This window comes from Microcystis sp. LEGE 00066 (assembly GCF_015207925.1).
GTDB classification, from domain to species: domain Bacteria; phylum Cyanobacteriota; class Cyanobacteriia; order Cyanobacteriales; family Microcystaceae; genus Microcystis; species Microcystis ichthyoblabe_A.
Window position 1 is genome coordinate 1 of record NZ_JADEVX010000011.1, and the last position, 20302, is coordinate 20302.

The following is a 20302-nucleotide window of genomic DNA, read 5'->3' on the forward strand; positions in this document are numbered from 1 at the left end:
CCACACCCCACACCCCCTTCTCCCTTTTTCCTTGATAAAATGCCCTATTTTCACCCCGTAACCTCGGTTTATATTCATATTCCCTTTTGTCGTCGGCGCTGTTTTTACTGTGATTTCCCGATTTTTGTCGTCGGTAATCACACCAATCCGGCGACTTTTCCCCCTGTGGTGGAGTATGTGGAAATATTACAGGAAGAAATTAGCCTTAGTCAGGAGACGGGGAAACCCCTAGAAACAATTTTTTTTGGGGGGGGGACTCCTTCCCTGTTACCGGTGGAATTATTAGGGGCAATTCTGGATACTTTAGCCAAAAAGTTTGATTTTGCAGCCGATATAGAGATTTCTATGGAGATTGATCCGGCTACCTTTAGTTTAGAACAATTACAGGGTTATCTTAGTGCGGGAGTCAATCGGGTTAGTTTAGGAGTACAGGCTTTTCAAGAACCATTATTACAGGTTTCTGGTCGATCGCATACCGTTAAGGATATCTATCAGGCAGTGGAATTAATTCGGGGATTGGGAATAGTTAACTATAGTTTGGATTTGATTTCGGGATTGCCACAACAAACCCTGACAGATTGGGAAAATTCCCTAGAAAAAGCGATCAAACTGCAACCGGCCCATCTTTCCTGTTACGATTTGGTCTTAGAAGCGGTTACTCCTTTCGGTAAACAGTATCAACCGGGGAAAAAACCCTTACCCGATGATGAAACCACGGCAAAAATGTATGTTTTAGCCAGTGAAAAACTAGCTTTAGCCGGTTATCAACATTACGAGATTTCTAACTATGCTAAACCGGGTTATCAATGCCGACATAATCGAGTTTACTGGGAAAATCGTCCCTATTATGGCTTTGGTATGGGGGCTGCTAGTTATCTTCATCAACAACGTTTTACCCGTCCGCGCAAAAGTCGCGACTATTTCGCTTGGGTAAAAGAAGGCTGTCAGATTGACGTGGAGAAAAATAGCTTGATTGATGATCTTCTCGAAACCTTGATGCTAGGGTTAAGATTAGGGTCAGGGGTGAGTTTACCCGCCATTGAAGCTAATTTTGGTTCGGAAATCAAAAAAGCAATTTTAGAGGTCTTAGAGCCGCATAAACAGCGTAATCTAGTAATAATTGAGGGGGATACCAGGGTAAGATTAAGCGACCCCGAAGGTTTTTTGTTTTCTAATATCGTTTTAACCGATTTATTTGATCGCTGGCAATAGTTAAGTAGGGTCTGCTGAAAAAGTTTGGCTCTTCGTTACTTGTTATGGTTCGATAGGGGGGCATAAATCAACAAAATCTTTATCTGGTAAGGGATTTAATTGATTAGTTCGCTTTAGATAAAAAACAATTGACAAAAATCGCCCAATGTCTTTCTCTATAAGGGTTCCATCCCTTATAACTCCCGTCTATTGCATAAGACAAACCGAAGAACCAAAAGTTTTTCGTGGGGACAGGGTGTGGGGTATGGGGTGTAGGGTGTGGGGTTTTACCCATTTTCAGGGGGTCAATTACCTAGTTTTCAGGGAAAAAGTCCCAGAATTTTCCCCCCAATCACTCCAATCGCTGGCACTTTTTGATTTCAAAAAAGTCTAAAAGTGTCACCCAACAAGGTTTTCAGATTTATTCAGCAAACCCTAAGTAGAGAGGCACAATTATTTGTGGCGTTGGGTTGGGTTTCATGCTTCAACCCAACCTACGTTCATCTCAACGGATTTAGTATTACTAGCGATAATAGATAGCTAACCAAATACAAGGGGGATTATTGCTAGTAAATTCGACGCGGTGTTTTTGGTGAGGAGGAATCAAGAGATAATCCCCCGCTTGCAGATTAACTTGGCTGCCATCTTCATAACTAATCTCAGCGAATCCCTGTAATAAAATCACCCATTCAAACTCAGATTGATCGTACCATTGACCCCGGGGAGTGGTTTGACCGGTGGAAATAATTCTTTCTAGACGAATAGCTTGACTTTGAGCTAAAATTTCCAGAATTTCTCGGTCAGGAATTAGTTCAGGTAAATCAAAAATTGAAGCTGCTATCATTAGTTATTATTCCTTTCTGGATGAAAATCTTTAATCACCGTCGGTATTGCTGTTAAAATTTTCTCAACGATATCAGCAGGTGTATCTAGGTCAGAAACAAAAATCCGAAGATCTGCTTCTGCATAAAGTCCTCGTCTTTGTTCTAATAATAATTCTAGTTTACTTTCTAAATCAGTGGACTCAAGCAGGGGACGAGAGGTATCTTGTTTTAAACGTTTAACCAAAACTTCTAGGGGAACATCTAACCAAATCATTAAACCGTGACGAAGATAACTCCAATTTATCGGTTTTAAAACCATCCCTCCCCCGGTGGCAATCACAGTTTTAGTCAGAGAGGATAATTCGGCTAAAACTTGGGTTTCTAACTCCCGAAAAGTCGCTTCTCCCTCGTCGGCAAAAATTTCCCTAATTTTCTTTCCTGCGACCCTTTCTATTAATATATCTGTATCAAAAAAACGATATTGTAACCGTCGGGAAAGCAACTCTCCCAGGGTGGATTTGCCAGATCCCATCATTCCTAGCAAAAAAACACTTAATCCCCGTAAGGAGTTAAAATCCGTTGAATTGTCCATAGTTAAAATTTAGCCGAATGTAGTCCTCGCTACTCAGGGACGATGTTTTGATAAGCATTTAGGAGTGAAAACCCGCAGGTGAAATCAGAAAATCTTCTTAGAACCCCCATTGACACCGACATCGTGTCAGAATCTGGATAACCATGATACCATCTTGGTAATTCATCGACAAAATCAGCTTGATTAATTTAATCAAGTGGTGTGGGGAGTGTGAACACAGGAGTCTAAAATTCATGTCCAATCAACCAGCAAACTTTCCGGGTAATAGAAATCAACTCAAACCGATTAAAGTCGGGGTTATCGGGGTCGGTAACATGGGACAACACCATAGTCGCATCCTGAGTTTATTAAAAGACGTGGAATTCGTCGGGGTGGCCGATGTCAACGTCGAAAAGGGTCTGGAAACTGCCAGTAAATACCGAGTCCGTTTTTTTGAAAATTATTTAGACCTCTTACCTAGGGTAGATGCGGTTTGTATCGCTGTCCCCACAAGGTTACACCATCGAGTCGGGATGGACTGTCTGCAAGCGGGAGTACATACCTTGATCGAGAAACCGATCGCCGCTAGTATTAGTGAAGCGGAATCTTTAGTCAACGCAGCAGCCGATCACGATTGTATTCTGCAAGTGGGTCATATCGAGCGTTTTAATCCCGCTTTCCAGGAGTTATCGAAGGTCTTGAAAACCGAGGAGATTCTAGCGATTGAATCCCATCGCATGAGTCCCTATTCCCAGCGAGCTAATGATGTGTCGGTGGTGTTAGATTTAATGATCCACGATATAGATTTAATTTTAGAATTAGTCGCCGCTCCTGTGGTGAAATTAACCGCTAGTGGTAGTCGCGCTGCCACTGATTCCGGTTATCTCGATTATGTCACTGCAACCCTTGGTTTTAGTAATGGAGTGGTGGCTAATTTAACCGCTAGTAAGGTGACTCATCGCAAGATTCGCCGTTTAGCAGCCCACTGTAAAAATTCTCTCACGGAAGCGGATTTTCTCAATAATGAAATCCTCATTCACCGGCAAACCACCGCTAACTATAGCACCGATTACGGTCAAGTTCTCTACCGTCAAGATGGTTTAATTGAAAAGGTTTATACTAGCAATATTGAACCCCTACACGCGGAATTAGAACATTTTGTTCATTGTGTGCGCGGTGGAAACCAACCTTCTGTCGGTGGGGAACAAGCTTTAAAAGCTTTACGATTAGCTAGTTTAATCGAACAAATTGCCCTTGATGGTCGCGTTTGGCAACAATCGGACTGGAATTATCAATATCTTAATTCTCCCGTGATTACTGCTTCTTGATTGTTTTCACCCCGATTCTTTAAGTGAGAGAATTGGGGTGAGGAAACAAAATTAGTTATCTGGAAAACTTTCCCAACATTTTTCTGAGGATTTTTTTCCACACCATTGACTTTCACAGGGAACTCCATCACCGTCTCCATCCATTTTGACATTAGGGCAATTTCTCAAGAAAAAAGTCGCTTCTGCACAGGAGGTCATCTGCGAACAGTGAGTTCTACCATCGCACCGAAATTGTGGAGAAGGACTAGGTTTTTTCTGGGGAGTGGGACGATTATTGTTGTTAGCTACGGCTAAATTATTGAGGGTTTGATTGCCAGAAATTGGTGATTTTATTGATATTTGTTCGCTCAGAAAACCCAGAATTAAAATAACAAGTACTTTTTTCATAAAATGCTTGCCTGATTCTCTGCTCTTATCATAGTACCAGATAGGAGACAGGATAATAAATTAGAGTTGTTCCCTGTTTCCTGATTCCCCTATTTAGAGTAAAAATTCCCTTTGTTGAATTGCTAATTTATGAGCAGGAAAACCCTCGTAATCGGCTAAAGTTTTCGTGGTTTCTTTTAACTTTTCAAAGCCTTCAGGGGTGACATAAGCCAAAGTGGAGCGCTTGAGAAAATCATAAACTGAAACCGCCGAATAGGAACGGGCAAAACTTCCTGTCGGCAGCACAGCATTTACCCCGATGGCGTAGGTAGCCATAGAGGAAGGAGTATGATTGCCCAGGAGAATTTCGCCAGCATTTTTAATCTTGCCCAGAATGGCAAAAGGATTACTAACTAAAAGCTCTAGATGTTCTGGGGCGTACTCATTGACGAAATCGAGGGATTGCTGCAAACTATCGGTTAAAATTATGCCCCCATAGGCGGCTAAACCCGCCTCACAAAATTCCCGTCGCCAATCTGGGAGTTTTTGCAGGTATTCCTGAGCGTATTCCCTAGCAGCGATCGCAACCTGTTCACAATGAGTGACTAATAAAGCCGCCGAATCCGCTCCATGTTCCGCTTCAATTAATAAATCCAAGGCCGCTAAACGGGCATCGGTGGACTCATCGGCCAAAACTATCGACTCACTTGGACCTGCTGGTAAACCCACATCCACAGTGCCGAACAGTAACCGTTTGGCCGCCGCCCCATAGACGCTGCACGGACCGGTAATTTTGTCAACCCTTTTGATATTTTTTGTTCCCAAAGCTAAAGCAGCGATCGCTTGTACGCCCCCTAACTTATAAATTTCTGTGACTCCAGCCATGCGCGCCGCCACCAGAGAAACCGGTTCCACGTTGCCCTGTTTATCGGGGGGAGTGCAAACGACCACTCTTTCCACTCCTGCCACCATTGCCGGTATAGCTAACATTAACATCATCGAGGGGAAAGCACCGCGGCCCCGGGGAACGTATAAACCCACATTGGGGATAGGAGAGATTTTTTCGCCGGCAAAGACACCAGCTTCAATTTCTGCCAGTTGTATTTCTTCCGGCATTTGGCGACGATGTACCTCTTGAATATTCCGGAAAGCCTGTTCAATGGCGGTTTTTACTTCCGGTTCAATTAACTGAAAAGCCTGCTCAAATTCTGCCTCGTTGACTTTGATATTTTCTACCGTCGCACCCTCGTAGTCAAAACGCCGCACATAGTCCACAACGCCGGCATCCCCCCGTTCGCGGATGGTTTCTATCACCGTTTGAGCGACTTTTAGGGCGTTATCAATATCTAACTCGGCTCTTTTCTGAAGTTTTGCCCGTTCCGCATCACTTAATTGCGAAAGTTTTAATATTCTGACCACTATTGCTGCTCCTACTGCCCCCGTCCTCTCAAGAATAGCGGGGAATCTGAATCTTTTTTGATTATAATGCAGATCATGTTTAAGCTCTCTTGCTGTTCTGTAAATGCGATCGCTCTTGGTTTGTTATGGGGAGCGAGTGGTGCTGTGTGGGCAGAAACGGATTTAGACTTAGATCCGAAAATTCGGCAAGAAAGCCCGGTTTTAGAGCGTTGGTTAGAAAAAATACCCGATATCGCCGAAGATATTCGCCGCGATCCTAGTTTTCGCACTCGTATCCGTTTAGGATATGCAGAGTTTCCTTCTAGGGATAATTCCAGTGGCCTGATTTTGGGGGTAGAAGATGTGTTTTTTGGTCAAACCAGTTTAACCCTAAGCGGCGATTATCAGACGGCTTTTAACGGCAAAAGGACGGCAATAGGAGGAAATTTACAATACTATCTCCTCCCTTTGGGTGATTATGTCAATCTGGCTCCGATGGTGGGCTATCGTTACATTCAAACAGGAAATTACAGCACCGATGGGCTTAACTTAGGATTAAAGCTCAAATTAGCCCTTTCTCGCACGGGAGCCGCAGATATCACCGTCAGTCAGAGTTTTATCTCCCCCGGTGGTGATAACGAGGTGGGATTGACTACTCTTTCGGTTGGTTATGCGATTACCCCTAATTTACGTTTAGCTGCCGATATTCAAGCCCAAAATTCCCGCGCTCGTAAAGATAGCTCCCTGGGAATTTTACTGGAATGGCTGCCCTAATTAGGTTCGTGGGGGCAGCGTGTGGGGTGTAGGGTGTAGGGTTTTACCGATTTTGGGGACGTTTGGCAAAGCTCAGTAAAAAAAAGGAATTGGGAGAAAAAATTTTAATTCTGCGTCAAGGATGTTGCAAGGTGACTGGGCAACATTTGGGAATTCTGCTCAAATGCCCCTATCATGAGGTTGACTTTACTACCGATCGAGTTTAAAACTTATATAATCGTGGGTTTGAGGAGTGAAAAAAGTGAAAAAAGTTAATTTTAACGGCCAACCTTTCCATTTTATCGGTATTGGCGGCATTGGGATGTCGGCCCTCGCTTATATCTTAGCCAAGCGCAATTTACCCGTGTCTGGCTCCGATTTACGTCCTACTCATATCACCCAACGGTTACAGGGAGCGGGAGCGCACATTTTCCACCGTCAAGAGGCAAATAATTTAGCTTTATTTTATTCTCCTGGCCTTCAAAACAGTAGCCAAACGGTTCCGCAAGTAATCTGCTCCACGGCGATTAATGACCATAACAAGGAATATCAAGCGGCCAGAGACTTAGGATACCCAATTTTTCACCGTAGCGACGTTTTAGCGGCTTTAATCGCTGATTACGACAGTATCGCCGTTGCTGGAACCCACGGCAAAACCACCACTAGCAGCTTAATCGGTTACGTTTTGTTAGAAGCGGGATTAGACCCCACGATCATTGTCGGTGGTGAGGTGGACGCTTGGGAAGGTAACGCTCGTCTTGGTCAAGGTCGTTTTTTAGTGGCAGAGGCCGATGAGTCCGATGGTTCCCTAACCAAGCACGCCCCGAAAATCGGCGTAATCACTAATATTGAGCTAGATCACCCCGATCATTACCAGAATTTAAGCGAAGTTATCGATACTTTCCATGAATTTGCCCATCAGTGCCAGATTTTAGTCGCTTGTTTAGATTGTGACACGATCGCCGAGCATTTCCGTCCGACAATTAGTTATAGTCTCGATCCCGAAAAAGGTGCCGATTACACCGTCAGCGAGATTATCTATGAACAGGGAATGATGAAAGCTTCCGTCTGGGAAAAAGGCAGTTATCTGGGACAAATGGAAGTGAAAATCCCGGGGCAACATAATATTAGCAATGCTTTGGCAGTGGTGGCCATCGGACGTTATCTCGGTTTAGAATTTGCTGTTATTGCCGATGCGATCGCTACTTTTGCCGGAGCAAAACGCCGTTTTGAACACAAGGGAGAAGCAAACGGCATCACTTTTATCGATGATTATGCCCACCATCCTAGCGAATTGTTGGCCACGTTAGCGGCGGCAAAATTGAAGGTAGAAGGCAAACAGTACCAACGTTCGATCGCTATTTTCCAACCCCATCGTTACAGTCGCACCACTGCCTTTTTAGAGGAATTCGGCTCCGCTTTCAGTTCCGCCGATGTGGTAGTCTTAACGGATATTTATAGTGCCGGGGAAGTGAATATCAATCACGTCACTGGGCAGCAAGTGGCTGAACAGGTGAGAAAACACCATAAAAACGCCTACTATCACCCCGAATTGAGTTCTTTAGGTCAATTCCTGTTAGAAATTCTCCAACCAGGGGATCTGGCTCTGTTCCTCGGCGCTGGCAATCTCAATCAAGTTATCCCCGAAATGCTCTCTCATTACCGCGAACAATTGGCAGTTAGAGCATAGGATTCAGTTATCAGTTATCAGTTATCATTTATCAGTGATCAGATTTGAGTTTTTAAGTGAGCAGTATTAAATAAGTAGGGAGGCACAATTATTTGTAGGATGGGTTAGCGGCATCGTAAGATGATCGTTGGGTTTCATGCTTCAACCCAACCTACGTTCTGCTCCCCATTTCCCCAACCCCCAACTCATAATTCATAATTCATAATTTATAATTTCCACCCCCTAAAACCCTATGATTAAAACCTCTGTTTCTCTAGCTGATTTCACTTCCTACCGGGTGGGGGGAAGAGCGCAATGGTATGCCGAACCAGTTAATCTAGAGGAATTAAGAGAAGTGTTCGCTTGGTGGCGAGCGCAAGATTTACCCTTGACTGTTTTGGGGGCTGGTTCAAATTTACTAATCAGCGATCGAGGTTTACCCGGACTTGTCCTCAATACTCGCCATCTGCGATCGAGTTGTTTTGATGCCGAAACTGCTACGATTACAGCAGCGGCGGGGGAACCCCTGCCAAAAATAGCTTGGAGAGCGGCAAAAAGGGGCTGGAGGGGCCTAGAATGGGCGGTGGGTATCCCCGGGACGGTGGGGGGGGCTGTGGTCATGAATGCGGGCGCACATACCTCCTGTGTGGCGGATCGATTAGTGCGGGCGCTGGTATTAAATCCCGATGGTCAGTTAGAAACTTTAAGCAAAGAAGATTTAAATTATAGTTATCGCAGTTCTTCTCTGCAAGGGGATCAACGTTTAGTTATTGAAGCTACATTTCAGTTAGAAGCTACCGATAATAGCGAGGAAATAATGGCAATTACTAGCCATAATTTACGCCATCGCAAAAGTACCCAACCCTATGATCGTCCCAGTTGTGGTAGTGTTTTCCGCAATCCTAAACCACAATATGCTGGGGCTTTAATTGAGGAAATGGGATTAAAAGGTTATCAAATTGGTGGGGCGCAAGTATCAGAGTTACACGCTAATTTTATCCTGAATATTGGTTCAGCCAAAGCCTCGGATATTCTGCGTTTAATTCGCCATGTGCAGGAACAAGTGTTCGATCGCTGGTCCCTCTGGTTAGAACCAGAGGTGAAAGTTTTAGGGGAATTTGACGGGATTTAACTATTTTTCTCGATAACGGTTGAACTCAGCCGCGATGGGCTGGAGTGCGACGGCAAATATTTTTATAATCCTCTAGCATGGTGCGTTCCCCAAAAATCTATTGGTGGGGCAGTAGGAGCCACATTAGGGAACGCACCCTACGGCTAACGTTCCCAATCACCCGCCGCAGATAACCTTGAACTCTAACCGATAACCTTTCGTCGGTCGGTGTGCATTGGGGTTGTTATGCTGTGTCACCAACAGATATGATGCGCCAATCACCTTATGGAATAAACAACCGACCAGCCCCCATATAGTCTTGGATATCGATTACAATTTCTACAAGCCTTTCAACGCAGCGTTCTCGATAGTCAGATTCATTGACCCTATCCGGATCGCCAATCGTAATGATCGGAAATGAAGTCGGTTGATTTTCTTCACGCATTACTTGTTCCAACGAGTCTTCACCCTTCGCATTCCGGTTTGCCGTAAGTAAGAGCATCCCGTTGGTTTGGGCAAATCTCCAAACTACTCGATCATTGCTGTCTGCGGGTAAGCCAACGTCTTCAAATGTCCTCAACCGAATTAGAGCGAGATCTAATAACCCGCTAACAACAAGACTTCCAGAGATCAGAATTGCCTGCCGATTCAAGTTGTAATCAGCCAGAACAATCATTGCTTCTTCGCTTCCCGCTTTGCTCTGCGTTCCTGAAGTTTAGCTCTAACCACTTCATAGCCTGGACGAGGAGGAGTAGCAGCGATCCGAGCAAAACGTTCGCGATTCCTCTCTTCCCAAAATTGTTTAGTTTCTGCGGCAGTCTTTAAAACCTCCTGATACTCCGCTTCCACTTCTGTTCGATGTGTTTCAATGTAGGAAAGGGCCGCATGAATTTGAGCATCTGTAAGATTGAAGGCATCACGAATAAACTTGGGTGGATACTGAGCTTTGAGATAATCCATTACGTCATACAGAGTAATACGAGTATCCGCAATTGTAAGCCCTCGCTCTGTGCGGATTATAGCTGTTTGTCCATTCGATGCCAGTGCCATAGCAGTCTTAGCTTTTAATCATTTAATTTCATAGTAGCGCACAAAAAAAGCAAGGGGAACCAACGCCCCCTAACGACTGATTCACAAAATCCTTAATCCTCAACCCAGACCTTCAAAATGTATTTCAGCCTCGTTCCTGCATCTAGCCAGTAGTGAACTCCAACATCTGGCAGTTCAGTATTATTTGTGTGAGCGTCACCCCGTCCTATGCCATCATCAAAGGGAGTAATACGGTGTTTGGAAACCTCTTTGTGGAATTCCACCCGTGTTATTCTTGCTCCGGTGCAAGGAAATTTATCGTCTCCTCACTTACCAAGCATACCAGATTCGTAAGTTCTCGAAACATCAACTGCTAGTCATTCAGCCATAATAAACCTCCTTTTTTGCTGTAACTTTTCCGTATATCACGCCCAAAAGCGTGTTAGCCAGATTAGCCTACTGCTAGTGGAGCAGTGGGAGCCACATTAGGGAACGCACCCTACGGCTAACGTTCCCAATCACCCGCCGCAGATAACCTTGAACTCTAACCGATAACCTTTCGTCGGTCGGTGTGCATTGGGGTTGTTAGACCGCGCTGCTACGGCAATGCATTCTTATTAAGAGTTAGAATTGCTGTAAAAACTAACCCTTCTAATTCTAGAATCGTCTAATGGATATTCATTACATTAATCAAGGAAAGCGTGGAAAAGTAGGTCTTTGCAATATTTGTAAACAATCAGCTTCTCTAAGCTGGGATCACGTCCCACCAAAGAGAGGTACTGATTTGAAGTCTGTTGAGCAGATCACGATTGTACAACGTTTGACTGGCCACCCTGAAGAACAGAAACGTCCTATTTCACAGAATGGTGTGAAGTATCGAACCCTTTGCGAACAATGTAATACACGCTTGGGGCGTCGCTACGACCCAGTTCTTAATAGCTTTGCTCTTGGAGTAGGCAGGATTCTTAAATCAATTGTGGAAGTTCCACCAATGATTCATTACAAGACGCAACCAGCAAAATTGATTAGAGCTATTCTTGGTCATTTAGTTGCAGCGAAGGGAGTTATAGACCATAATGTTGTTGATCAGAAAATACGCGAATTTCTGTTTGATGATCAAGCTCAGATCCCTGAAGAAATTAAAATTTTTTACTGGATTTATCCATATGAAGAAATTGTGGTTGTTCGTGATGTCATTATGCCTGCGGTCAGAGGAAACTTAAGTGAATTTAGTGAACTTGGAACCTTTAGCGGCATCCTTAAATATTTTCCAGTAGCTTACGTGGTTTGCAATTTAGAACAATATGAAGGACTCGACGAATTAACAACCTATCGTGATCTCAAGCTAGAAGAGACTGCTGAGATTCCACTTCGCTTAACTGACATAAAACATTCTGAATGGCCAGAGATGATTGATGAGGGAAACTTTATGGCAGGCGGATTGAATCTAAACAGTTCTGTTCACGCTCGCCCAAAAAAACCAAAAGCATGACTTCCCCACAAACAACTTTTGCATACTGTCTCAACCGAGAATTGGCGGTCTAACTATTGATTATACGGAAAATTTCCGTATAACACTCCTAAAAGTAATGATATGGGTCAACTTTCGGCATCTCACCCCATTTAGGCGCGATCGCCAGAACTTTTCCCTATATCACGCCCAAAAGCGTGTTAGCCAGATTAGCCTACTGCTAGTGGAGCGGTAGGAGCCACATTAGGGAACGCACCCTACGGCGATGGCAATCACACTAACTATATACTAGACGGATTTTTTCCATACAACACCCCAAATACGGATTTTCTGGCTCTTCGTTACTTGTTATGGTTCGATAGGGTGGCATAAATCGACTAAATCCTTATCTGGCAAGAGATTTAATTGATTAGTTCGCTCTAGATCAAAAACAATTGACAAAAATCGCTAAACGTCTTTCTCTATAAGGGTTCCGTCCCTTATAACCCCCGTACATTGCATAACACAAACTGAAGAACCCATTTCGTCGCCGTGCCTAGAATTTTATTGTCTAGTACAGGCCAGCTATCGTAGCACGATCGATTTAACTTGACTAGGAATGGATAAAGGCAAATAATCAATTAATTGATCGAGATCAAGACTCAATGTCTGATAACTTGTTATTGGTGGGGTAGGGAATCACCTAAGTCACCCTGTTGAACTATTGATTGTCACTAAAAATGTTTAAGCGATCGCTTTTCTTGCCCCTGTTAATTTTATCCCTTAGTTGTACGCTGCTTTTTAGTGCTTGTCATCAACAAACAGCTAATAATCCCCGGGCAACGACCAATAGTAACACAGAAACTTTAAAACTTTTATATTGGCAAGCGCCGACGATTTTAAATCCCCATCTCTCCACGGGATTTAAAGACTCAGAAGCGAGTCGCATTACCTTAGAACCTTTGGCTAGTTTTAATGAAAAGGGGGAATTAGTTCCTTTTTTAGCGGCGGAAATTCCTACTATTGAAAATGGGGGAGTTGCCCGGGATGGTAAATCGGTGACATGGAAGCTAAAAAAAGATATTAAATGGTCAGATGGTACTCCTTTTACTGCCAAAGATGTCATCGCTACCTATAATTTTATTACCAATCCGAAAACTGGTTCTACTAGCGCTGGCAATTATGAAATAGTTAAAAGTGTGGAAGCGATCGATCCCCATACGGTTAAAATAACTTTTAAGCAAGTTAATCCCGCTTGGTCATTAGTTTTTGTGGGAACCGAAGGGATGATTTTACCTGCTCATCTCTATGAAAAGTATAGCAATGAAACGGCACGCCAGACCCCCGCTAATTTATTACCGGTGGGAACTGGTCCCTATAAAGTGGTAGAATTTAAACCGGGAGATACGGCAGTTTATGAACCAAATTCTTTCTTTCGAGAAGCGGATAAATTAGGTTTTCAAAGAATAGAATTAAAAGGAGGAGGTGATGCAACTTCTGCGGCACGAGCGGTTTTACAGACACAGGAGGCGGATTATGCTTATAATTTGCAAGTAGAGGCCAAGGTTTTAAGTGATTTAGAAAAAGCGGGTCAAGGTCAGTTAATATCTAATTTCGGTTCTTTGATTGAACGAGTGTTATTTAATTTGAGTGATCCTAATCAAGCTACTCCTGAAGGTGAGAGGTCTAGTATTAAGTTTCCCCATCCTTTTTTGAGTGATGTGAAAGTAAGAGAAGCTTTATCTTTAGCCGTTGATAGAGATACTATTGCCACGCAACTTTATGGTATTACTGGGAAAACAACTCCTAATTTTATTGTGATGCCATCGGAATATAATTCTCCCAATACTAGCTATGAATTTAATCTAGAAAAGGCTAAGAAATTACTAGATGATGCGGGATGGAAAGATAGTAATGGTGATGGTACTAGGGATAAAAATGGGGTAGAAATGAAATTAGTTTTTCAAACCACTGTCAATCCTCTTCGTCAGAAAACCCAAGAAATTATCAAACAAAGTTTACAAGCAATCGGGGTAGGAGTAGAATTAAAAACTATTGATGCCAGTATTTTCTTTTCTAGCGATCCTGCTAACGATGACACGGTAGAAAAGTTTTATGCTGACCTACAAATGTACACTACAGGTAATAATAGTCCCGATCCAAAAGCCTATTTTAAAACCTTTACTTGTAGCGAAATTCCCCAAAAAGCTGATGGTTGGTCTGGTGATAATTATGCTCGTTATTGTAATCCTGAATACGATAAATTATGGCAAGCTTTTAGTCAAGAATTAAACCCAGAAAAACGGCGAGAAATAGCGATTAAAATGAATGATATGCTAATTAATGATTTTGTGATTATTCCCCTAGTTCATCGTGCCGATGTGGTGGCAATTAGTAATAGTTTGTCGGGGTTTGAATTAACTCCCTGGGATAGAAATACTTGGAACATCAAAGACTGGAAGCGTAGTAAATAAATGCTCAAATATTTTCTGAGAAGATTATTATTTTCGATTCCCACTCTTTTAGCCATTAGTATGGTGGTTTTTGGCATTTTGGCCCTAGCACCGGGGGATCCGATGGGAGAATTTGCCGCTAATCCCGCTATTACGGAAGCGGTGCGAGAAAATATTCGCAAAAGTCTCGGATTAGATCAACCCATTCCTGTGCGTTATGTCAAGTGGTTGTTAGCATTTCTTCAAGGAGATATGGGCTATTCTTTCACCAGTCGCAGCCCAGTTTTTACCCTCATTTGGCAGCGTTTACCCACAACTCTCTGGATTGTCGGTATTGCCTATATTTTCGGGGTTTTAATCGCTTTTCCTTTGGGCGTAATTTCAGCAGTCAAGCGCTATTCTTGGTTAGACAAAATTATATCTACTTTTTCGATGCTTGGCTTTTCTTTACCCACCTTTGTGACGGGATTGTTATTAATTATTATCTTTAGTGTGCAGTTAAATTGGCTACCATCTTTTTATAACAGTACCCTAGAAATCAGCGATTTTAATAGTTTGATCGAGCAGGTGAAACAGTCAATTATGCCCGTAACCGTATTAAGCTTATATCAAGGGGCGATGTTGATGCGTTTCGTGCGTTCTTCCGTAACCGAAGAAATTCACCAAGAGTACGTTAAAACTGCCTTAGCGAAGGGACTAACTAATTTTTCTATCCTCACTAAGCATATAGTTCGCAACGCTTTAATCCCCGTTGTCACCCTGATTGCTCTCGATATTCCCTCAATTTTTACTGGAGCTTTAGTCACAGAACAAGTGTTTCGTGTGCCGGGTATCGGTGCTTTATTGATCGATTCTATTTCCCGCAGTGATACCCCCGTAGTGATGGCGATTACCTTTATCTATGGGATTTTAATTGTTATCTTTAACTTAATTGCCGATTTAACCTATAGTTGGCTCGATCCGCGAGTCAGATATTAACTATGAACATCACCAAATCCTTACACACGGGGATTTTAGTCACCGATCTAGAAAAAGCTGTTAACTTTTACGAAAATGTTCTAGGATTGAATAGAATCGATCGCCCTTTTGCCTACGATGGGGTTTGGTATCAAGTGGGAGATTATCAAATTCATTTAATTGTCGATAGCAATTACCAAAACTACCGTCCCAATCCCCAAAAATGGGGACGCAATCCTCATCTTGCCTTCGCTATTGATGACGTGACGGCCATGGGTAAGTATCTAGAAAGTCAAGGTTATACAATTCAAATGAGTGCCTCGGGTAGAAAGGCCTTATTTGTCAGTGATCCCGATGGTAATATCCTAGAAATGAGCCAAATTTAGCCTGAAAAATTCCCCAATATGTTAGACCAATTACAGACTAAACTCTATCACCTTGAACAATACGCCGATCGCTTAGTGACTTCCCAACTAACTCACCTTAGTTTTGTCAGTATTGCCGTGATTTTTCTAGCCGGTTTACTCACCAGTCTTACCCCCTGTATGCTGTCGATGTTGCCGATTACCGTCGCTTATATCGGGGGTTACGAAAATAAAGGTCGTTTAGCGGCTTTTTGGCAGTCCACATGGTTTTCCCTGGGATTAGCCACCACCTTAGCGGGATTGGGACTAATTGCCGCTACTTTAGGAAAAGTCTATGGACAGGTGGGGATCGGTTTACCAATTATCGTCAGTGCGATCGCTATTTTGATGGGGTTAAACCTCTTGGAATTATTACCCCTGCGCTTCCCTTCCCTTGGTGCTACGGATTGGATTACCGGCGATTTTCCCCCGATTTTGCGGTCCTATCTTCTCGGTTTAACATTTGGTTTAATCGCCTCTCCCTGTAGTACACCTGTTCTAGCAACGTTATTGGCATGGGTGGCAAATACGGGAGATTTAAGCTTAGGAGGGGGATTATTGTTATCCTACACTGCCGGCTATGTTTTACCCCTAATTATCGTCGGTTCTTTTACTGCTTCGCTGAAAAGCTTTCTTTCCCTACGTCAATGGTCCGGGTGGATTAATCCTGTCAGTGGGGTTTTATTAATCGGTTTTGGAGTTTTTTCTTTATTATCCCGTCTGCTGTGATGGTGGAGAGTTATCATAGATAATTGGCTAGAATTGCAAAACTTTTAACTATGACTATATCGGAAACTTCCTCAAATTTAAAGAATACACCGGCCCGATGGGGACGTAAATTTATCCAGACAATTGCCGATCTGCGATTGGCAATTATTCTTTTACTTTTAATCGCTATTTTTAGCATTTCTGGGACAGTAATCGAACAGGGACAATCCCTATCTTTTTACCAAGCTAATTATCCTGAGAAACCCGCTTTATTTGGCTTTCTGACTTGGAAAGTTTTATTACTATTGGGATTAAATCATGTTTATAGCACTTGGTGGTATCTATCCTTATTAATTCTCTTCGGTTCCAGTTTAACCGCTTGCACCTTCCGACGACAATTACCCGCTTTAAAGGCGGCCAGAAACTGGCAATTTTATCAACAATCTCGCCAATTTCAAAAACTAGCTTTAAGTGCTGAATTAGAAACTGGTTCTCTAGAATCTTTAACCCCCTTATTAGAAAAAAAAGGCTACAAAGTTTTTCTAGAAAATAACAGTCTTTATGCGCGTAAAGGTCTGATTGGTAAAATCGGTCCGATTATCGTTCATGCAGCCATGTTAATTATTTTAGCAGGAGCGATTTGGGGAGCTTTAACCGGGTTTTTCGCTCAAGAAATGGTAGCTAGTGGCGATAGTTTTCAGGTTAAAAATATTATTGAAGCTGGACCCTTATCTAAAAATTCTCTCCCTAAGGATTGGGGGATTAAAGTTAATCGTTTTTGGATTGATTATAGTCCTAAAGGTGACGTAGAACAATTTTATTCTGATTTGTCGGTGATTGATAATCAAGGAGAGGAGATCGATCGCAAAACTATTCAAGTTAATCAACCTTTGCACCATAAAGGTGTGACTTTTTATCAAACCAGTTGGGGAATTGCTGGGGTAAAAGTACAGGTGAATAATAGTCCGATCCTACAGCTACCGATGGCTAGTTTAGACACCAAAGGTAATGGACAAATCTGGGGAACTTGGATTCCGACTAAAACCGATCTTAGTGAGGGAGTTTCTCTTTTAACCAGAGATCTACAAGGTACGGTAATTGTCTATGATGCTAAGGGAGATTTAACCTCTGCTGTACGAGAAGGAATGACGATTCCTATCAATGGAGTTAATCTAAAAATAGTCGAATTAGTGGGCAGTACAGGGTTACAAATTAAGGCAGATCCGGGAGTGCCTATTGTCTATTTAGGTTTTGCTTTATTGATGATGGGAGTGGTAATGAGTTACTTTTCCCATTCCCAAATTTGGGCTTTACAATCGGGCGATCGCTTTTATATTGGTGGTAAAACTAATCGCGCTCAAGTCAGTTTTGAACGGGAAATAATTGATACCATCGAAATGTTAAAGTTAAAGTAGAATTGACGTTAATTTGGTGTCGTTTCCCGATCAGTAGGTAGGTGTTAAAAATTTTCTGATCCCCCCACCTATCGGCACCCCCCTTATCAAGGGGGGCAGGGGGGATCAGAGGCAAAATCTATCTTATATTTAATTAGAATCACTTACTTAAAAAGTTCTGTTTATCTATCTTTTTCCTTTTGCCTACCCTAACCAAGAACTTAATTTTGTTCAATCACTTATATGCCAGAATTGCCAGAAGTAGAAACGGTGCGTCGCGGGTTAAATCAAGTTACCCAGGGCAAAAAAATTATCGGTGGGGAAGTATTATTACAGCGTACCCTAGCCTACCCTAATTGCGAGGCAACTTTTCTGCAAGGAATTACTCAGACTACGATTACCAATTGGCAGCGCCGAGGCAAATATCTCCTCGCCAATTTAGATAATGGTAGCAGTATCGGGGTTCATCTGCGTATGACCGGACAATTGCTCTGGGTAAAAGATACCACTCCCCTGCCAATTCATACGCGCTTACGCTTCTTTTTTGCCAATCAGCAAGAATTGCGCTTCGTCGATACCCGCACTTTCGGGAAAATTTGGTGGATTGCCGCCGATAAAACCCCAGAAAGCGTGATTACCGGTCTCAAAAAACTGGGACTGGAACCCTTCGATCGCAATTTTACCCCCGATTACCTCTATAGTCACTGTCAAAAAAGTCGTCGTCCGATTAAAACTTTTCTCCTCGATCAAAATGTAGTCGCGGGAATTGGCAATATCTACGCGGATGAAGTTCTTTTTAAAAGTGGTATCCATCCCCAAACTGCCGCTAATCTCTTAAAAATTGAGCAAATAGACTTATTGACAAAAAACATTATTTCTGTATTGGAAACAGCGATCGCTGAAGGCGGCACCAGTTTTAGCGATTTTCTCCACGTTACGGGAGTTAATGGCAATTATGGCTCGATGGCCTGGGTTTATGGTCGTACTGGCGAAAATTGTCGCCTTTGCGGTGCAACTATTGCCAGAATTAAATTAAGTGGACGCTCCTCTCATTTTTGTCCCCAATGTCAAGTCTCAACAGTAATCAGTAAACAGTTGTAAGCTGATAGCTAGATGGTCAGGTCACGGAAATCGATGCAAAGTTCACTGAAAAGGATTATCATCGGTGCGAGTTTTTTTCTCGCTACGGTAGTCGGGGCAACTATCGGTTATATGGCCTACGGTTGGAGTTTTCTAGATGCCGTTTATATGGTGATTATCACCATATTTGGGGTAGGTTTCGGGGAAGTTAAACCGATTAACACTCCCAGTCTGAGAGCTTTTACCATGTTAGTTATCATCTGTGGGACTACCTCGGCCGTTTATGTGGTGGGAGGTTTTTTTCAGATGCTCACCGAGGGAGAAATTAACAAAGCTTTTAGCGATCGCCGGATGAATAAAGAGATGGAATGCTTAGAAAATCACGTCATAATCTGCGGTTTTGGGCGCATAGGACGCATTCTAACGACTAAATTGGCAAAAACAGCCCAATCCTTTATTATCGTCGATAATAACCCCGATCGCATTCGATTAGCTCAGGAAAAAGGTTACATAACTCTTAATGGTAACGCCACCGATGAAAGTATTCTCCAAAAAGCCGGTATCGACAAAGCGCGAGTTTTAGCGACGGTGTTGCCCGATGATGCCTTAAATGTCTTTATCACTTTAACCGCAAGAGAACTCAGTCCGCAACTATACATCATCGCCAGGGGAGAATATCCCAGCACCGAGAAAAAATTAAAACTAGCCGGAGCCGATCAAGTGGTTTTACCTGCTACCATTGGAGCAGAGAGAATGGCTCATTTAATCACCCATCCAGCCGCGATTGATTTTTTACAGGAAGATGAAGGTAGGCGCAATCTTAACGAATTATTAGCCGATATCGACCTACAATTTGAAGAATACTCAATTTTAAGCAATTCTCCTTTTTTGGGACAACCCATCAGTCAGATGGAAGTGCGGGGACAGGGTGCTTTTATTATCGTTGCTATCCGTCAATTTGATGGTGGTGTCATCGCCCATCCCGACAATTCCACTATTCTACAGCAAGGCGATACGGTCATTTTATTAGGTCATCGGGGCGATGTTCCTAATTTTGCCCGTCGTTATGCTCTGCGTCGAGAAATGCGCTATCGTGGGTCTTCTTGGTAGGATATTTACCTACAAAAAAGTTGAGCTTTTCTGGAATTAATTTCGCTGCCGATGGAGATAAGACTAACTCACTAATTATCTCTAGGGACAGCTATGAAATTAACCTATCGCGGCATTGTTTACGACAAAAACCCCACTGCCACCGTTGTTTCCAGTCCGATGATTTTAGGCTATCGTGGTGTTCCCTATTTAAAAAACCTTGGTGTCGTTCAAACTATTCAGAAACAGGTAGCCGTTACGTATCGCGGTCAAGCCTATCATATCATGCAATCTCTAGCTTCTTTGCCCACGGAAAGACCCTCTTTAAGTTTTTAACTTCTAGTTCTTTTTTCAATCAATCTCTTTTAAAGATTGTCAATTAATGATTTTATCAATTACCTTAAACGGGTTGTATCTCCCCTCTTGCTCCCTCGCTCCAAGGCGGATTTTTTACTTGTTTTGCCAACAAGAAATAAGTACCTAAGCAAAATTAATTACACATATTTTTCCCTTCCGCAGTTCCGCAG

General features: G+C 42.8%; 20 protein-coding genes. 14 read left to right on the forward strand and 6 right to left on the reverse strand.

Annotated features, from left to right (window positions below):
* Positions 1–39: 39 nt before the first annotated feature.
* A complete protein-coding gene (gene hemW / locus IQ224_RS02905) occupies positions 40–1212 on the forward strand; it encodes a radical SAM family heme chaperone HemW (protein WP_194032513.1) in 1173 nt (390 codons plus the stop codon).
* 502 nt (positions 1213–1714) lie between these two features.
* Here the strand turns inward: hemW and IQ224_RS02910 are convergent.
* On the reverse strand, positions 1715–2035 hold the full coding sequence (locus IQ224_RS02910) for a cupin domain-containing protein (RefSeq protein WP_002803274.1): 321 nt from the start codon (positions 2033–2035) through the stop codon (positions 1715–1717).
* On the reverse strand, positions 2035–2607 hold the full coding sequence (locus tag IQ224_RS02915) for a shikimate kinase (RefSeq protein ID WP_002742931.1): 573 nt from the start codon (positions 2605–2607) through the stop codon (positions 2035–2037). Before IQ224_RS02915 ends, IQ224_RS02910 begins: the two co-directional genes overlap by 1 nt.
* A 233-nt stretch (positions 2608–2840) precedes the next feature.
* Between IQ224_RS02915 and IQ224_RS02920 the strand changes: the two genes are divergently transcribed.
* Entirely contained in the window at positions 2841–3914 is a 1074-nt protein-coding gene (locus IQ224_RS02920; RefSeq protein WP_002742929.1) for a Gfo/Idh/MocA family protein, read from the forward strand.
* Between the two features lie 51 nt (positions 3915–3965).
* On the opposite strand, the gene IQ224_RS02925 is transcribed toward IQ224_RS02920, so the two are convergent.
* Positions 3966–4301 carry an excalibur calcium-binding domain-containing protein gene (locus IQ224_RS02925; protein ID WP_002742928.1) on the reverse strand — a complete coding sequence of 112 codons (336 nt, stop codon included), beginning with the start codon at positions 4299–4301 and terminating at the stop codon, positions 3966–3968.
* 93 nt (positions 4302–4394) lie between these two features.
* A complete protein-coding gene (gene hisD, locus IQ224_RS02930; RefSeq protein ID WP_002742927.1) occupies positions 4395–5699 on the reverse strand; it encodes a histidinol dehydrogenase in 1305 nt (434 codons plus the stop codon).
* Between the two features lie 66 nt (positions 5700–5765).
* On the opposite strand from hisD, the gene IQ224_RS02935 reads away from it, so the two are divergent.
* From IQ224_RS02935 to murB, 3 genes are all read left to right on the forward strand, one after another.
* Positions 5766–6452: a hypothetical protein gene (locus IQ224_RS02935; protein WP_036400393.1), complete on the forward strand. Its 687-nt coding sequence runs from the start codon at positions 5766–5768 to the stop codon at positions 6450–6452.
* A gap of 241 nt (positions 6453–6693) precedes the next feature.
* Entirely contained in the window at positions 6694–8121 is a 1428-nt protein-coding gene (gene murC / locus IQ224_RS02940) for a UDP-N-acetylmuramate--L-alanine ligase (protein ID WP_002742925.1), read from the forward strand.
* 232 nt (positions 8122–8353) lie between these two features.
* A complete protein-coding gene (gene murB, locus IQ224_RS02945) occupies positions 8354–9232 on the forward strand; it encodes a UDP-N-acetylmuramate dehydrogenase (protein ID WP_002742924.1) in 879 nt (292 codons plus the stop codon).
* A 262-nt stretch (positions 9233–9494) separates the two neighbouring features.
* Here the strand turns inward: murB and IQ224_RS02950 are convergent, their stop codons facing one another.
* Together IQ224_RS02950 and IQ224_RS02955 are read right to left on the reverse strand one after the other, a co-directional pair.
* Positions 9495–9887, reverse strand: a complete 393-nt coding sequence (locus IQ224_RS02950) for a hypothetical protein (RefSeq protein ID WP_002791850.1) — start codon at positions 9885–9887, stop codon at positions 9495–9497.
* Positions 9884–10261: a DUF433 domain-containing protein gene (locus IQ224_RS02955; RefSeq protein ID WP_036400389.1), complete on the reverse strand. Its 378-nt coding sequence runs from the start codon at positions 10259–10261 to the stop codon at positions 9884–9886. Before IQ224_RS02955 ends, IQ224_RS02950 begins: the two co-directional genes overlap by 4 nt.
* Positions 10262–10910: 649 nt before the next feature.
* On the opposite strand from IQ224_RS02955, the gene IQ224_RS02960 reads away from it, so the two are divergent.
* The 9 genes from IQ224_RS02960 to IQ224_RS03000 all read left to right on the forward strand — a co-directional run bounded on the left by IQ224_RS02960 (position 10911) and on the right by IQ224_RS03000 (position 20111).
* Entirely contained in the window at positions 10911–11732 is an 822-nt protein-coding gene (locus tag IQ224_RS02960) for a hypothetical protein (RefSeq protein WP_002742920.1), read from the forward strand.
* Between the two features lie 698 nt (positions 11733–12430).
* Positions 12431–14164 (forward strand): peptide ABC transporter substrate-binding protein, encoded by a 1734-nt coding sequence (locus IQ224_RS02965; protein ID WP_194032514.1) that lies wholly within the window; start codon positions 12431–12433, stop codon positions 14162–14164.
* Positions 14165–15121, forward strand: coding sequence for an ABC transporter permease (locus tag IQ224_RS02970; protein ID WP_194032515.1), 957 nt, complete (start codon positions 14165–14167; stop codon positions 15119–15121).
* Between the two features lie 2 nt (positions 15122–15123).
* Positions 15124–15486: a VOC family protein gene (locus IQ224_RS02975; RefSeq protein WP_002742914.1), complete on the forward strand. Its 363-nt coding sequence runs from the start codon at positions 15124–15126 to the stop codon at positions 15484–15486.
* A gap of 18 nt (positions 15487–15504) precedes the next feature.
* Entirely contained in the window at positions 15505–16233 is a 729-nt protein-coding gene (locus IQ224_RS02980; RefSeq protein ID WP_002742912.1) for a cytochrome c biogenesis protein CcdA, read from the forward strand.
* A 50-nt stretch (positions 16234–16283) separates the two neighbouring features.
* The gene (locus IQ224_RS02985) at positions 16284–17627 is read left to right on the forward strand and encodes a cytochrome c biogenesis protein (protein ID WP_194032516.1); all 1344 of its coding nucleotides are present in this window, start codon (positions 16284–16286) and stop codon (positions 17625–17627) included.
* A 222-nt stretch (positions 17628–17849) separates the two neighbouring features.
* Positions 17850–18707 (forward strand): DNA-formamidopyrimidine glycosylase, encoded by an 858-nt coding sequence (locus IQ224_RS02990; RefSeq protein WP_002742910.1) that lies wholly within the window; start codon positions 17850–17852, stop codon positions 18705–18707.
* A 33-nt stretch (positions 18708–18740) separates the two neighbouring features.
* Entirely contained in the window at positions 18741–19796 is a 1056-nt protein-coding gene (locus IQ224_RS02995) for a TrkA family potassium uptake protein (protein ID WP_036400386.1), read from the forward strand.
* 93 nt (positions 19797–19889) lie between these two features.
* Complete coding sequence (locus IQ224_RS03000; protein WP_002742908.1) at positions 19890–20111, forward strand: DUF4278 domain-containing protein; 222 nt, start codon at positions 19890–19892, stop codon at positions 20109–20111.
* Positions 20112–20302 lie beyond the last annotated feature (191 nt).

Bases quoted from the DNA above. Each gene is read 5' to 3' on its own strand.
- IQ224_RS02935 (WP_036400393.1), top strand. From the start codon at position 5,766: ATGCAGATCATGTTTAAGCTCTCTTGCTGTTCTGTAAATGCGATCGCT.
- IQ224_RS02910 (WP_002803274.1), bottom strand. From the start codon at position 2,035: ATGATAGCAGCTTCAATTTTTGATTTACCTGAACTAATTCCTGACCGA.
- IQ224_RS02990 (WP_002742910.1), top strand. From the start codon at position 17,850: ATGCCAGAATTGCCAGAAGTAGAAACGGTGCGTCGCGGGTTAAATCAA.
- IQ224_RS02975 (WP_002742914.1), top strand. From the start codon at position 15,124: ATGAACATCACCAAATCCTTACACACGGGGATTTTAGTCACCGATCTA.
- IQ224_RS02915 (WP_002742931.1), bottom strand. From the start codon at position 2,607: ATGGACAATTCAACGGATTTTAACTCCTTACGGGGATTAAGTGTTTTT.
- IQ224_RS02985 (WP_194032516.1), top strand. From the start codon at position 16,284: ATGACTATATCGGAAACTTCCTCAAATTTAAAGAATACACCGGCCCGA.
- IQ224_RS03000 (WP_002742908.1), top strand. From the start codon at position 19,890: ATGAAATTAACCTATCGCGGCATTGTTTACGACAAAAACCCCACTGCC.
- IQ224_RS02950 (WP_002791850.1), bottom strand. From the start codon at position 9,887: ATGATTGTTCTGGCTGATTACAACTTGAATCGGCAGGCAATTCTGATC.
- IQ224_RS02980 (WP_002742912.1), top strand. From the start codon at position 15,505: ATGTTAGACCAATTACAGACTAAACTCTATCACCTTGAACAATACGCC.
- IQ224_RS02970 (WP_194032515.1), top strand. From the start codon at position 14,165: ATGCTCAAATATTTTCTGAGAAGATTATTATTTTCGATTCCCACTCTT.
- IQ224_RS02995 (WP_036400386.1), top strand. From the start codon at position 18,741: ATGCAAAGTTCACTGAAAAGGATTATCATCGGTGCGAGTTTTTTTCTC.
- IQ224_RS02920 (WP_002742929.1), top strand. From the start codon at position 2,841: ATGTCCAATCAACCAGCAAACTTTCCGGGTAATAGAAATCAACTCAAA.
- hemW (WP_194032513.1), top strand. From the start codon at position 40: ATGCCCTATTTTCACCCCGTAACCTCGGTTTATATTCATATTCCCTTT.
- IQ224_RS02965 (WP_194032514.1), top strand. From the start codon at position 12,431: ATGTTTAAGCGATCGCTTTTCTTGCCCCTGTTAATTTTATCCCTTAGT.
- IQ224_RS02955 (WP_036400389.1), bottom strand. From the start codon at position 10,261: ATGGCACTGGCATCGAATGGACAAACAGCTATAATCCGCACAGAGCGA.
- IQ224_RS02925 (WP_002742928.1), bottom strand. From the start codon at position 4,301: ATGAAAAAAGTACTTGTTATTTTAATTCTGGGTTTTCTGAGCGAACAA.
- murB (WP_002742924.1), top strand. From the start codon at position 8,354: ATGATTAAAACCTCTGTTTCTCTAGCTGATTTCACTTCCTACCGGGTG.
- IQ224_RS02960 (WP_002742920.1), top strand. From the start codon at position 10,911: ATGGATATTCATTACATTAATCAAGGAAAGCGTGGAAAAGTAGGTCTT.